The following is a 13,425-nucleotide window of genomic DNA, read 5'->3' on the forward strand; positions in this document are numbered from 1 at the left end:
CCATGCGCCATGGCAGGGGAGTGTTGCTGGTTGCGGTTCTTTCGATGCTCGTCCCGGTTGTCGTCGGCTGCGCGGGTGGCGCCGACGACGATCGGGTGCGCGGGCAGTGGCACGGGGCCATCGAGGTACCCGGTGCACCGGTGGTGGTGGCGGTGGATTTCACCGGACACCACAGCGGCGTCATCGATATTCCGGCGGAACAGGTGGCCGGGCGCGCGCTCGCGGATGTGGTGGCCGAACCCGAGCGAGTGGAGTTCGGCGTGCCGGATGTGCCGGGCGACGCGCGATTCGCCGGTCGCCTGGACGAATCGGCCGATGCCATCGTCGGTGATTTCCGCCAGTCCGGGCACAGTTTCGGGCTGCGGCTCAACCGCCGGCCCGTCGGGCCGCCGGTACGCCCGCAGCAGCCGGCACCGCCGTATCCCTACCTTTCCGAGGATGTTTCGTACCCCAGCGGCACTATCACTGTGGCGGGCACCCTGACCCGGCCCGCGGACACCACCGGTCCGCTGCCCACGGTCGTCCTGGTCGGCGGCAGCGGGCCGCAGGACCGCAACGAGGAGATCGCCGGACATCAGCCGTTCCTGCTACTGGCCGATACGCTCACCCGCGCGGGATACGCGGTGCTGCGCACCGACGATCGCGGAGTGGGCGGCACCGGCGGCAACCTGAACCAGGCGAACTACACCGATCTGGCCGGAGATATCGAGGCCGGGCTGCGCTTCCTGCGCGAGCGCCCGGAGCTCGACCCGGACCGGATCGGCCTGCTCGGACATTCCGAGGGCGGCTATCTGGCTCCGCTCGTCGCCGCGCGACCCGAGAACGGGATCGCCTTCACCGTCCTGATGGCCGGGCCCGCCGTTCCCGGCACCGACATCATCCTGGCACAGGGCCGCCGCACCTTCACCGAGGCCGGGGCGAGCCCCGAACAACTGGACCGCCATCTCGCTTTCCTGCGGGACTGGACCGCGGCGCTGCGCGCCGGTCAGCTCACCAAGGCGGCGCGGCTGTCGGAGACCTACAACCGGACGCTGCCGAAGGAGCTGCGCACCACGTCCGAGGAGCTTACCGGCCAGAACACGCCGTATATGGCCGCGCTGGTGTCCTACGATCCGGCTCCCGCGCTGTCGGCGCTGCGGATGCCGGCGCTCGCATTCTTCGGATCCAAGGATGTGCAGGTCCCGGCCGCGCAGAACGAGCAACCCATGCGCGATCTGCTGGGTGGCGATCCGGAGGCCACCGTCACGGTGCTGGAGGGACTCAACCATCTGATGCAACCCGCCGGAACCGGTCTGCCCGCCGAGTACGAGTCCATCGAGACCACCATCGACCCGTCGGCCCTCGACACGATCACCGGCTGGCTCGGGGCACGGATTCCGGTGGACTGACCGCCCACCGGCGGGTCATTCCTGCGGGCTTAGACTGTGGGCCATGAGCGCACCCACCGTCGAACTCATGGATTATGCCGAGGTCCTCACCCGGTACGAGCCGGTGCTGGGCATGGAGGTCCATGTCGAGCTGAACACCGCGACCAAGATGTTCTGCGGTTGCCCGACCGTCTTCGGCGCCGATCCCAACACCCAGGTCTGCCCGGTCTGCCTGGGTCTGCCCGGTTCGCTGCCGGTGGTCAATCAGCAGGCCGTCGAGTCGGCGATCCGGATCGGCCTGGCGCTCAACTGTTCCATCACCCCGTGGGGCCGGTTCGCGCGCAAGAACTACTTCTACCCGGATCAGCCGAAGAACTACCAGATCAGCCAATACGACGAGCCCATCGCCACCGAGGGCTACCTCGAGGTCCCGCTCGACGACGGCACCATCTTCCGGGTCGAGATCGAACGCGCTCATATGGAAGAGGACACCGGTAAATCGGTGCACGTCGGTGGTGCGACCGGCCGCATCCACGGCGCGAGTCATTCGCTGCTCGACTACAACCGGGCCGGGGTGCCGCTCATCGAGATCGTCACCAAACCGGTCACCGGCGCCGGGGAGCGCGCGCCCGAGGTCGCCCGCGCGTATGTGACCGCATTGCGTGATCTGCTGAAATCCCTGGACGTCTCCGATGTCCGGATGGAACACGGTTCGCTGCGCTGCGATGCCAATGTCTCGCTCATGCCGGTCGGCGCCGAGGTGTTCGGTACCCGTACCGAGACCAAGAACGTGAACTCACTGAAAAGTGTGGAGGTCGCGGTCCGCTTCGAGATGCGCCGCCAGGCCGCGGTGCTGGCGACCGGCGGTGAGATCATCCAGGAGACCAGGCATTTCCACGAGGCCGACGGCTCCACCTCGCCGGGCCGGCGCAAGGAAACCGCCGAGGACTACCGGTACTTCCCCGAACCCGATCTGGAACCGGTCGCGCCCGATACCGTGTGGGTGGAACAGTTGCGCGGCACCGTCCCCGAATATCCGTGGCTGCGCCGGGCGCGTATCCAATCGGATTGGGGTGTTTCCGACGAGGTCATGCGCGACCTGGTGAATGCCGGTGCGCTGGATCTCATCATCGCCACGGTCGACGCCGGCGCTCCTGCCAAAGAGGCACGTTCGTGGTGGGTCGCCTACCTCACCGAGAAGGCCAACGAACGCGGTGTCGCTCTCGAGGATCTGACGATCACGCCTGCCCAGGTGGCCGAGGTCATCGGCTTGGTCGAGGCGAAGACGGTGAACAACAAGGTCGCCAAGCAGGTGGTGGATCTGGTGCTCGACGGCGAGGGCGATCCGGCCCGTATCGTCGAGAGCAAGGGTCTGGGCATGGTCAGCGACGACAGCGCCCTGCAGACCGAGGTCGACAAGGCGCTGGCCGCCAACCCCGATATCGCCGACAAGATCCGGTCGGGCAAGGTGCAGGCCGCGGGCAAGATCGTCGGTGATGTCATGAAGGCGACACGCGGTCAGGCCGACGCGGCCCGGGTACGCGAGCTCGTCCTCGCCGCCTGCGCGGAGTAGCTGTAGCCAGATCCGCGGATCCGCGACGGACTCCGAGCCGGTGTGAACGCGCACCGGTTCGATCTGGTCCGATCCGGCCGATGTGATCGGATATTTTCCGCGGCGCCGCCTGTCGCGGCCGGAGCCGGAGTCCATGTGACTCCGGCTTTTCTCTTGCTCGGCCCGCTGCTTGCGCTCAGGCACTATTCTAGCGCTAGAATAGTGCGTGGAACTCACCCCCTCCGAACTGATCGTCCTGGGTTTGCTCGTCGAACACCCGCAGCACGGCTACGACCTGGAGCAGGCCATCGAGCGGCGGGGTGTGCGGCAATGGACCGAGATCGGGTTCTCCTCGATCTACTATCTGCTCACCAAACTGGAGAAACGCGGGCTCGTCCACGTTCCCGACGAACCCGCGACCGCGAAGGGCCGGCGCGTCTTCCATCCGACCGCGACCGGGCGGGAGGCCGCGGCACGTGGCGCGCTCGCGCTCGTGACGGAGTTACGTCCGGTTCCGAACCCCTTCCTCGTGGGCGTCGCGAATCTGCCGCTGCTCGCCGAATCCGATTACGCGCACGCACTGCGCGGTCGCCTCGCGCAGGTCGAGGCGCGTATCGCGGCGGTAGAGGCCGCCGCGACGGCGCAATCACCCCTCCCGCTACCGGCGCGCGAGGTCTTCTCCTATTCCCTGAGCCTCCTGGAGGCAGAGAGGTCGTGGCTCGCGCAGCGAGTCCAGGTGCACGATGACGAACAACCCGGCCACTGACAAGGTCGATTTCAAGCGGGAGATCGCGGCCTACCGCGCCCGGCAGGGCCGGTTCGAGGTGGTGGACGTACCCGACCTGCGATACCTCATGATCGACGGGCACGGCGACCCGAATACCGACCCGGACTTCGCCCACGCGACCGAGGCGCTCTACCCCCTGGCTTACAAACTCAAGTTCGCCAGCAAACGCGATCTCGGACGCGACTACACGGTCATGCCGCTGGAGGGCCTGTGGTGGGCCGACGATATGGATGCTTTCACCGCGTCACGCGATAAATCCCGCTGGGACTGGACATTGATGATCATGGTGCCCGACTGGATCGAACGGGACCTGTTCGCGGCCGTGGTCGAGCAGGTCGCGGCGAAGGACGCCCCCCGCCGCCTGCACGACGTACGCCTGGACACCATGTCGGAGGGACGCTGTGTACAGACGCTGCACATCGGCTCCTACGACGCCGAGGCCGAGGTGCTGGCCCGGATGCACCACGAATTCGTTCCGGACAACGGGTTCCGTATGGCCGGCAGACATCACGAGATCTATCTCGGCGACGCCCGCAAGGTAGCGCCGGAGAAACTCCGCACGATCCTCCGGCAACCGGTCGCCCCGCGGACCTCCTGAAACAGCCACCCGATCAGCGGTCAGTCCGGGCCGCCGCCACCGGCGGACGGGGGCGGGATGCGCACCACCCGGTCGTCGTTCGGCGTGGGCTGGCCGCCGTCGGATTTGTTCGACGTGGACACCCAGATCGTCCCGTCCATGGCCGGGGTCGCGCCGAGCAGCCGGCCGTACTTGTTCGCCAGGAAAACGCTCGGCGGTGCGGTGACCGCGTAGGTCTGGGGGTCCGGCGACGCCATCGCGAGCGCTTTCGCGTCGGTCAGCGAGATCGCCAACCCTTCGGGAGTCACCGCGCAACCGGCCACGCCCGGACGATCCGGCCACGTCCACGCGGTGGTGACCACACCGTCGGGGCCTATCCGTTGCAGCCGGTCCATGGCGGGAGTGCGGTCGGTGATCCAGATCTGATCGCCGCCCAGGCAGATATCGCCGACCGAGCCGATTCCGGAGACCGCGACCTCGGTGGGAGCGTTGCCGTTGGAGGTCGGATTGTTCACCCGCAGTAGTTTTCCGGCCGTGCTCGCGGGGTCCGACGCGGCGGCGGGATCGCCGGCGTCGCCGGTGAGCACCAGCATCTGATCGGGTTTCGACCAATCGATCGCGCCGCGATTACCGGTGGTGCCCTTGGGGATTCCCGTCAACACCGGTTTCGGTGGGCCGCCCCCCTCGGCGACCCGTACCACCCTGTTGTCACTGGCTGTGGTGACGTAGGCGTAGATCAGCCCGTCCTCGGGATAGGTGGGGGAGATGGCGATATCGCTCAGCCCGCCGTCACCCGCGGGATCGACATCGACCCTGGCCACCTCGACCGGTTGCTGTTCCGGCGCGACGTGCAGGATCCGGCCGGTGCGCCGTTCGGCCACGAGCGCGTAGCCGCCCATCTCGACCAGCCCGCCGGCGGTATCGAGGCAGCTGACCACCACGGCCGGATCGGGGTCGATGCACGGACCGCTGGGCCTGGTGGTGGATTCATCGGACGGTTTGGGTTTCGTCGGCTCGAGTTCCGCGGCGTCCAGCGTCGGCTCCTGGGTGAACGGACTGGATGCGGAATCGTCGAATCGGGCGCATCCACTCAGTACCAACGCACCGAGTACCAGCCCCACCGTCACGCGCCGCGCGCCAACCGACCTCATAAGCCTCCAACGTAGTGGAAATGACACCGGTCGTGCCCTGGCGGCCCTGCCGCGAGTGGAAGCGCCGGTCGTCCGCCCCGCAACACGCGGCCGAGGCGTGGCGCGGACACGCCGCCGATTCAGCCGGTGCCCGGAGGATCGGCGGCTTACTGTTGAGGAGTGAGTGCCAAGGCGAGAAACGGGTCCGCGTCCCCCGAGGCCGCGGGGACCGGGAATCTGTCTACCGGAGAGCAGCGCGCGGTATCGACCACCGCGGGCGGGGTCGGGAGTCCCTATGATTCCCCGACCGGCCAGTTCCCCAAAGTGGCCATGACCAAGGAGATCCCGGTGAACGCATCGGCGACCACAGGCGGCACACCGGCCGATACTCCCGGACCCCGGTCCGGCGGCCCCGGGGGCCAGGACAACACCTACGAATACGCCAGCATCCCCCCGGCCGGTAATCCGCCCAGCGGGGGCCTGCGCCGCCGCAACGGAGACGGCCGCCGCGGCACCCTCGACTTCGGGCTCTTCATCCTCCGGTTGGTCGTCGGCGCCACCTTCCTCTACCACGGCCTGCAGAAGCTGACGGGCTGGTTCCACGGCCCCGGCCTGGACGGCACCAAGAACATGATGGAGAGCAGCGGCTGGAAACAGCCCTCACTCGCCGCCGCCATGGTGACCGCCGGCGAGGTGGGCGGCGGCGTGCTGCTGATCCTGGGCCTGGCCACCCCGCTGGCCGCGGGCGCGGTACTCGCGGTGATCCTGGACGCCTGGTTCTGGAAGCAGGGTATGCATCCGGGCTTCCAGTACAAGGCCGGTCCGGGCGCGGTCGAGATGGAGAGTATCCTCGCCGGTGCCGCCGTCGCGGTCATCTTCACCGGCCCCGGGCGCTGGTCGTTGGACCGGGGGCGTGGCTGGGCGATTCGGCCGGGGGTCGGGTCGTTCGTGGTGTTCGTACTGGCGGTCGCCGCCGCGGTGCTCACCTATTGGTGGCTCCAGGACGGCAATCCGCTGACCGGTATCGGTCCGTTCGACTGATCCACCCGGCAGACGCGAAGGCGCCCCCGCGAATCTCGGATTCGCGGGGGCGCCTTGTTCGCTCCGTGGGGCGGGATCAGGGCACGTGCCGGACAGCGCCCTTATCGGCCGAGGTCGCCAAGGCGGCGTAGGCGCGCAGCGCGGTGGTGACCGGCCGCTCCCGGTTCTGCGGTTGCCACGGACGTTCGCGGGCTTCCATCTTGGCCCGGCGTTCGGTCAGTACGGCGTCGTCGACGAGAACCTCGAGCGTCCGGGTCGCGACATCGATGCGGATCCGGTCGCCGTTCTCCACCAGTCCGATCACGCCGCCGCTGGCGGCTTCCGGCGAGATATGGCCGATCGACAGGCCCGAGGTGCCGCCGGAGAATCGGCCGTCGGTGATCAGGGCGCACTGTTTACCCAGACCCGCGCCCTTGAGGAACGCGGTCGGATGCAGCATCTCCTGCATACCCGGGCCGCCGGCCGGACCCTCGTAACGCACCACGAGGACATCTCCGGGCTGGATCTTCTTGCCCAGGATCACCGAAACGGCTTCCTCCTGGGACTCCACGACCACGGCCGGGCCTTCGAAGGAGAACAGTTCCTCGTCGATACCGGCGGTTTTGAGCACCGCGCCGTCGAGCGCGATATTGCCGCGCAGCACGACCAGCCCGCCCTCGGCGGTGTAGGCGTTTTCGATATCGCGGATGCAGCCGCCCGCGGCATCGGTATCCAGTGACGACCAGCGGTTCCCGGTCGAGAACGGTTCGGTGGTGCGCACCCCGCCCGGCGCCGCGTGGAAGAGTTCGAGGGCTTCCTCCGAGGCCTTACCCGACCGGATATCCCAGGTGTCGAGCCATTCGTCGACAGTGGCGCTGTGCACCGTCGTCACATCGGTCTCCAGCAGCCCGGCCCGGCGCAGCTCACCGAGGATGGCGGGGATTCCACCGGCCCGGTGCACGTCCTCCATGTGGTAGTCGGAGTTCGGTGACACCTTGGACAGGGTCGGCACCTTGCGGCTGATGGTCTCGATGGTGTGCAGATCGAAATCGATCTCACCCTCCTGGGCCGCGGCCAGGGTGTGCAGCACGGTATTGGTCGAACCGCCCATCGCGACATCCAGCGCCATCGCATTGCGGAAGGCCTTGTCGTTCGCGACATTGCGCGGCAGCACCGACGCGTCGTCGTCGCGGTACCAGCGGGTCGCGATATCGACGATCACCCGGCCGGCCCGCTCGAAGAGTGCGCGCCGGGCCTCATGGGTGGCCAGTGTGGAGCCGTTGCCCGGCAGGGCCAGGCCCAGTGCCTCGGTGAGACAGTTCATCGAGTTCGCGGTGAACATGCCCGAGCAGGAACCGCAGGTCGGGCAGGCGCTGCGCTCGACCTCGCTGAGCCCTTCGTCGGTGACCGCGGAGTTCGCGCTCGCCGAGATGGCGGTGATCAGGTCGGTGGGAGCCTGGGCCACCCCGCCCACGACCACGGCCTTACCTGCCTCCATCGGCCCGCCGGAGACGAACACCGCCGGGATGTTCAGCCGCATGGCGGCGTTCAGCATGCCCGGGGTGATCTTGTCGCAGTTGGAGATGCACACGAGCGCGTCGGCGGTGTGCGCGTTCGCCATGTACTCCACCGAGTCGGCGATGATCTCGCGGCTGGGCAGCGAGTAGAGCATGCCGCCGTGCCCCATGGCGATACCGTCGTCCACCGCGATGGTGTGGAATTCACGCGGTACTCCGCCCGCTTCGCGCACCGCGTCGGCCACGATCTCGCCCACGTTCTTCAGATGCACGTGCCCGGGCACGAACTGAGTGTAGGAGTTGGCGATCGCGACGATCGGCTTACCGAAATCGGAGTCGGTCATACCGGTGGCCCGCCACAGGGCGCGGGCGCCGGCGGCATTGCGGCCGATGGTGGTTGTTCGGGAGCGAAGCGGTGGCATGAGTGTCCTCGGTCGGGTCGCGGGGCTGAGTGAATGCGACTGCGCCGTATCGCCTGAGCGGATGACCGCGCGTGCGGTGCGATCGGCGATTCTCCAGGTTACTCCCGCGCGGAAGTGGGTCCGGGTTCGGTATCGGCGGCGCCGGGCGCCGGGGAGACCTCGTGTGCCCCGGCGGAATCCCCGGCCGCGGGGCGATCGGTGCCGGTGTGCCCGGCTGCCGTGCCGGGTGTGGATTCGACGGCCTCGGCGTCGTCGGGTGCGGCGTCACCGGTAAGGGAGTCGGCGGCAGGAGAATCCGCCGCCGCCGGCTCGGGGACCGCGAACGGGTCCGGGATCCGTCCCCCGGCGGCGTCCACGAGGTCTCGCAGCCGGTCGTAGCTCACGGCCGGCAGGGGTACCTCGGTGTCGTCGTCGAGGTGTACGCGCACGAAACCGCGCTTGGGAATACTGAGGCCCTGCACCTGCGCCCAGTCGATGTGCCGGGACGAGAACACCGACCGCAGATCCAGGCCGCGCGGGGAGACAGTGGTTTGGGTCCGCACGATCCACACGATCGCCGCGAGCGGGATGATCGCCAGCCAGAACAGTCCGCCCGGCCAGCCGACGATGGGGAAGAACACGCACATCGCCAGAATGAACACACCGAGGAAGGACAGCCGTGTTGTGCGGATCACACGCTTCGGTCCCGGCGGCGCCGTATCCCCACCCGTTACCTCCGTGGCGGCGGGGTTGTGGGACGATTCAGGTGGTGGCACGGACTGATGCGGTGATGACACCTCACCATCCTCGCATCATGGTGGACCGGCGTGAGCACCCGCTACCTTCCCACATAATGGGAAGTCAGCGGTCAGCTGTTTGACTCCGCACCACACGCACACATACCGTCATGCGCGTGAATCGAAACGAGATGCTCGTAATCGGCCGGCGCGTCCAGCGCTGAGCCAGACGATCCGGAGTCGAATACGTCAGCTCGCACTGCGACGCGCCACCCTCGAACAGCCGCCGGCTGTCGGGGGCTTTTTTATGTCGGGACCAGTGAACGACAAGCAGTAAGGAACCAAGACGGTGAGCGCACCAACTACCCGGCCCGGGCCCGCGGCCCGCAGGCCCGCGCCTTCGAATACACCGGCCCCGGCCGGCGCTCCGACCACCCCGGCGAACCGCCGCCAAATCCCGCCCGAGCGGGTCACCGGCGCGCAGTCCGTCGTCCGCTCCCTCGAGGAGCTCGGCGTCGACACCGTATTCGGCATTCCGGGTGGCGCTGTCCTTCCGCTCTACGATCCGCTCTTCGATTCCACCAAGGTGCGCCATGTGCTCGTGCGGCACGAGCAGGGCGGGGGCCACGCGGCCACCGGATACGCCCAGGCCACCGGCAAGGTCGGTGTCTGTATGGCGACCTCCGGTCCCGGCGCGACCAACCTGGTGACCCCGATCGCGGACGCCCAGATGGACTCGGTGCCGATGGTCGCGATCACCGGTCAGGTCGGCCGTAGCCTGATCGGCACCGACGCGTTCCAGGAAGCCGATATCTCCGGCATCACCATGCCGATCACCAAACACAATTTCCTGATCAAAGAGGGTGCCGATATCCCGCGCATCCTCGCCGAGGCCTTCTATCTGGCGTCGAGCGGACGACCGGGTGTGGTGTTGGTGGACATCCCCAAGGATGTGCTGCAGGAACAGACGACCTTCAGCTGGCCGCCGGAGCTGCGGCTGCCCGGCTACCGTCCGGTCACCAAACCACACGGTAAGCAGGTGCGCGAGGCCGCCCGGCTCATCGCCGAATCCGCCCAGCCCGTGCTCTACGTCGGTGGCGGCGTGATCAAGTCCGAAGCATCGGCCGAGCTGCTGGAGCTCGCCGAGCTCACCGGTATCCCGGTGGTCACCACCCTGATGGCGCGCGGTGCGTTCCCCGACAGCCACGAACTCAATATGGGTATGCCGGGTATGCACGGCACCGTGGCCGCGGTGGCCGCCCTGCAGAAATCGGATCTGCTGATCACCCTCGGCGCCCGGTTCGACGATCGCGTCACCGGAAAGCTGGACTCCTTCGCGCCCGGCGCCAAGATCATCCACGCCGATATCGACCCCGCCGAGATCGGTAAGAACCGACACGCCGATGTGCCGATCGTCGGTGACTGCCGTGAGGTGATCGCCGAACTCATCGAGACCCTGCGCGGCGACCCGGCCGGTTTCGAACTCGACCTGACCGCCTGGCGTACCTACCTCGACGGTGTCCGTGAGTCCTACCCGCTCGGCTGGACCACTCCGACCGACGGATCGGTGTCGCCGGAGTTCGTCATCGAGACCCTGGGCCGCCTGGCCGGGCCCGATGCGATCTACTGCGCGGGCGTCGGCCAGCACCAGATGTGGGCCGCCCAGTTCATCAAGTACGAGAAGCCGCGCACCTGGCTGAACTCCGGCGGCGCCGGAACCATGGGTTACGCGGTGCCGGCCGCCATGGGCGCCAAGATGGGTCAGCCCGACCGTGAGGTGTGGGCGGTCGACGGTGACGGCTGCTTCCAGATGACCAATCAGGAACTCGCCACCTGCGCGGTGGAGGGGGTGCCGATCAAGGTCGCGCTGATCAACAACGGCAACCTGGGCATGGTCCGCCAGTGGCAGACCCTGTTCTACGACAAGCGCTACTCCAATACCGACCTCAAGACCCACGGCCTGCGCATCCCCGATTTCGTGAAGCTCGCCGAGGCGTTGGGCTGCCACGGGATCCGGGTGGAGAAGGAAGAGGATGTGGAGGCCGCGATCCGCGAGGCGCAGTCGATCAACGACCGCCCCGTGGTGATCGATTTCATCGTCGGCAAGGATGCCCAGGTGTGGCCGATGGTCGCCGCCGGCACCAGTAACGACGAGATCATGGCCGCCCGCGGTATCCGGCCGCTGTTCGACGAGGACGAGCAGGCCGCCGAACCGGCGATCATCCACGAGGCCATGAACCGCGAGCAGAACGAGACCGAGGGGAACCCGTCATGAGCACCACGCACACCCTCAGTGTTCTGGTCGAGGACAAGCCCGGTGTGCTGGCCCGGGTGGCCAGTCTGTTCTCCCGCCGCGGATTCAATATCGAATCCCTGGCCGTCGGCGCCACCGAGGTCAAGGAGATCTCCCGGATGACCATCGTGGTCACCGTGGACGATCTGCCCTTGGAACAGGTCACCAAACAGCTCAACAAGCTGGTGAACGTGATCAAGATCGTCGAGCAGGACCCGGACACCTCCGTGGCCCGCGAACTGATCCTGGTGAAGGTCCGTGCCGACGCCAGCGTGCGCACCCAGGTGATCGAATCGGTCAACCTGTTCCGCGCCAAGGTCATCGATGTCTCGCCCGACGCACTCACCGTCGAGGCGACCGGTACCCGGTCCAAGCTCGACGCGCTGCTGCGCATGCTCGAGCCGTACGGCATCCGGGAGATCGTGCAATCCGGGGTGGTGGCCGTGGGCCGCGGACCGAAGTCCATCACCGCCACCCGCTGAACCCGCGGCCGGGCGCACCCGCGTCCGGCCGTCTTCCGTGCCTCGTTTACCGTTTCCCGCGCGTTGCGGGTTACGAAATAGTCAGAAGGGATACCACCAAGTGGCAGTCGAGATGTTCTACGACGACGATGCCGACCTGTCGATCATCCAGGGCCGCAAGGTCGCGGTGATCGGCTACGGCAGCCAGGGGCACGCGCATTCGCTGAGCCTGCGCGACTCCGGCGTCGAGGTCCGCATCGGCCTCAAAGAAGGCTCCAAGTCGCGGGCCAAGGCCGAAGAGGCCGGCCTGACCGTCGGCACCCCCGCCGAGGTCTCGGAGTGGGCCGACGTCATCATGCTGCTCGCCCCCGACACCGCCCAGGCCTCGATCTTCACCAATGACATCGAGCCCAACCTGAAGGACGGCGACGCGCTGTTCTTCGGCCACGGCCTCAACATCCACTTCGGCCTGATCAAGCCGGCCGCCGAGATCACCATCGGCATGGTCGCCCCCAAGGGCCCCGGCCACCTGGTGCGCCGCCAGTTCGTCGACGGCAAAGGTGTCCCCGCCCTGATCGCCATCGAGCAGGACCCGAAGGGCGAGGGCCAGGCCCTGGCGCTGTCCTACGCCAAGGGCATCGGCGGCACCCGCGCCGGCGTCATCAAGACCACCTTCAAGGAAGAGACCGAAACCGATCTCTTCGGTGAGCAGGCTGTGCTCTGCGGTGGCACCGAGGAACTGGTCAAGACCGGTTTCGAGGTCATGGTCGAGGCCGGTTACGCCCCGGAGATGGCCTACTTCGAGGTGCTGCACGAGCTGAAGCTGATCGTCGACCTGATGTACGAGGGCGGTATCGCCCGGATGAACTACTCGGTCTCCGATACCGCCGAATTCGGTGGCTACCTGTCGGGCCCGCGGGTCATCGACGCCGACACCAAGAAGCGGATGCAGGACATCCTCCGCGACATCCAGGACGGCAGCTTCGTCAAGCGGCTGGTCGCCAATGTCGAGGGTGGCAACAAGGAGCTCGAGGGTCTGCGCAAGCAGAACGCCGAGCACCCGATCGAGGTCACCGGCAAGAAACTGCGCGACCTGATGAGCTGGGTGGACCGGCCGATCACCGAAACCGCCTGATCCGGGCAAACGAGCGGAAAGGGGCCTGTCCGCGATCATCCGCGGGCGGGCCCCTTCGTATGGGAACGTGTCCCCAAGATTTCCCTGTATTCAGATCGTATTCTGAGTTGTTCTCGGTGGTGTGAGCTCGACCGCGGACGACCATGTCACCTTTTCCGACCTGTCGCGGCACCCGAAAGAGGTTGCCGAGCGGGCGACTCGGCTCGGCCGGGTTCGGGTCACCCACCGAGACGCGGTCGATTTCTACCTCACCGCGGCCGACCGCCAAGATCTCCGCGACGAGTCGTTGTCAGCGGCATCCCGGTTGTTTCTCGCGCTCCTCGAGCACGACCCGTCCGCCAGTACTCTGATCCTGGCCATGCCGGCGTCTTCCCATGGGTACGTCACCTACTTATCCCGCAACGATTTGTCGGGTAGTAGACAGGCACTGCTGGGCGATCGTTCAAAC

Annotated in this window: 11 protein-coding genes and 1 pseudogene; 9 read left to right on the plus strand and 3 right to left on the minus strand. The window is 67.4% G+C overall.

The genetic code is table 11. From position 1 onward, the window contains the following. Nucleotides 1-2 precede the first annotated feature (2 nt). The 4 genes from IEY68_RS30130 to IEY68_RS30145 all read left to right on the plus strand — a co-directional run bounded on the left by IEY68_RS30130 (nucleotide 3) and on the right by IEY68_RS30145 (nucleotide 4,304). Nucleotides 3-1,388 (plus strand): alpha/beta hydrolase family protein, encoded by a 1,386-nt coding sequence (locus IEY68_RS30130; protein ID WP_058856798.1) that lies wholly within the window; start codon nucleotides 3-5, stop codon nucleotides 1,386-1,388. 43 nt (nucleotides 1,389-1,431) lie between these two features. Continuing rightward, nucleotides 1,432-2,940, plus strand: coding sequence for an Asp-tRNA(Asn)/Glu-tRNA(Gln) amidotransferase subunit GatB (gene gatB / locus IEY68_RS30135; protein WP_058856799.1), 1,509 nt, complete (start codon nucleotides 1,432-1,434; stop codon nucleotides 2,938-2,940). Nucleotides 2,941-3,145: 205 nt separating this feature from the next. Then, nucleotides 3,146-3,685, plus strand: a complete 540-nt coding sequence (locus IEY68_RS30140; protein WP_058856800.1) for a PadR family transcriptional regulator — start codon at nucleotides 3,146-3,148, stop codon at nucleotides 3,683-3,685. Beyond that, complete coding sequence (locus IEY68_RS30145; RefSeq protein ID WP_058856801.1) at nucleotides 3,663-4,304, plus strand: GyrI-like domain-containing protein; 642 nt, start codon at nucleotides 3,663-3,665, stop codon at nucleotides 4,302-4,304. Before IEY68_RS30140 ends, IEY68_RS30145 begins: the two co-directional genes overlap by 23 nt. A gap of 20 nt (nucleotides 4,305-4,324) precedes the next feature. Here the strand turns inward: IEY68_RS30145 and IEY68_RS30150 are convergent, their stop codons facing one another. Next, nucleotides 4,325-5,434 carry a PQQ-dependent sugar dehydrogenase gene (locus IEY68_RS30150; protein ID WP_058856802.1) on the minus strand — a complete coding sequence of 370 codons (1,110 nt, stop codon included), beginning with the start codon at nucleotides 5,432-5,434 and terminating at the stop codon, nucleotides 4,325-4,327. A 159-nt stretch (nucleotides 5,435-5,593) separates the two neighbouring features. On the opposite strand from IEY68_RS30150, the gene IEY68_RS30155 reads away from it, so the two are divergent. Continuing rightward, on the plus strand, nucleotides 5,594-6,454 hold the full coding sequence (locus IEY68_RS30155) for a DoxX family protein (protein WP_058856803.1): 861 nt from the start codon (nucleotides 5,594-5,596) through the stop codon (nucleotides 6,452-6,454). A 76-nt stretch (nucleotides 6,455-6,530) separates the two neighbouring features. Here the strand turns inward: IEY68_RS30155 and ilvD are convergent, their stop codons facing one another. Continuing rightward, nucleotides 6,531-8,372, minus strand: coding sequence for a dihydroxy-acid dehydratase (gene ilvD / locus IEY68_RS30160; protein WP_058856804.1), 1,842 nt, complete (start codon nucleotides 8,370-8,372; stop codon nucleotides 6,531-6,533). A 98-nt stretch (nucleotides 8,373-8,470) separates the two neighbouring features. Continuing rightward, nucleotides 8,471-9,046, minus strand: coding sequence for a PH domain-containing protein (locus tag IEY68_RS30165; RefSeq protein WP_063916443.1), 576 nt, complete (start codon nucleotides 9,044-9,046; stop codon nucleotides 8,471-8,473). A 391-nt stretch (nucleotides 9,047-9,437) separates the two neighbouring features. On the opposite strand from IEY68_RS30165, the gene IEY68_RS30170 reads away from it, so the two are divergent. The 4 genes and pseudogenes from IEY68_RS30170 to IEY68_RS30185 all read left to right on the plus strand — a co-directional run. After that, nucleotides 9,438-11,363, plus strand: coding sequence for an acetolactate synthase large subunit (locus IEY68_RS30170; RefSeq protein ID WP_058856805.1), 1,926 nt, complete (start codon nucleotides 9,438-9,440; stop codon nucleotides 11,361-11,363). Beyond that, nucleotides 11,360-11,863 (plus strand): acetolactate synthase small subunit, encoded by a 504-nt coding sequence (ilvN, locus tag IEY68_RS30175; protein WP_058856806.1) that lies wholly within the window; start codon nucleotides 11,360-11,362, stop codon nucleotides 11,861-11,863. The genes IEY68_RS30170 and ilvN overlap by 4 nt, the downstream gene beginning before the upstream one ends. Before the next feature lie 37 nt (nucleotides 11,864-11,900). Continuing rightward, a complete protein-coding gene (gene ilvC, locus IEY68_RS30180) occupies nucleotides 11,901-12,977 on the plus strand; it encodes a ketol-acid reductoisomerase (protein WP_324609288.1) in 1,077 nt (358 codons plus the stop codon). Between the two features lie 121 nt (nucleotides 12,978-13,098). Next, a pseudogene (locus tag IEY68_RS30185) lies at nucleotides 13,099-13,425 on the plus strand (hypothetical protein); the annotation flags it as partial.

This window comes from Nocardia jinanensis (assembly GCF_014645735.1).
Lineage (GTDB): Bacteria > Actinomycetota > Actinomycetes > Mycobacteriales > Mycobacteriaceae > Nocardia > Nocardia jinanensis.

What these genes read in the sequence shown, in the direction of transcription:
- IEY68_RS30145 (WP_058856801.1), top strand. Translation starts at nt 3,663, where the DNA reads ATGACGAACAACCCGGCCACTGACAAGGTCGATTTCAAGCGGGAGATC.
- IEY68_RS30150 (WP_058856802.1), bottom strand. Translation starts at nt 5,434, where the DNA reads ATGAGGTCGGTTGGCGCGCGGCGCGTGACGGTGGGGCTGGTACTCGGT.
- ilvN (WP_058856806.1), top strand. Translation starts at nt 11,360, where the DNA reads ATGAGCACCACGCACACCCTCAGTGTTCTGGTCGAGGACAAGCCCGGT.
- gatB (WP_058856799.1), top strand. Translation starts at nt 1,432, where the DNA reads ATGAGCGCACCCACCGTCGAACTCATGGATTATGCCGAGGTCCTCACC.
- ilvD (WP_058856804.1), bottom strand. Translation starts at nt 8,372, where the DNA reads ATGCCACCGCTTCGCTCCCGAACAACCACCATCGGCCGCAATGCCGCC.
- IEY68_RS30130 (WP_058856798.1), top strand. Translation starts at nt 3, where the DNA reads ATGCGCCATGGCAGGGGAGTGTTGCTGGTTGCGGTTCTTTCGATGCTC.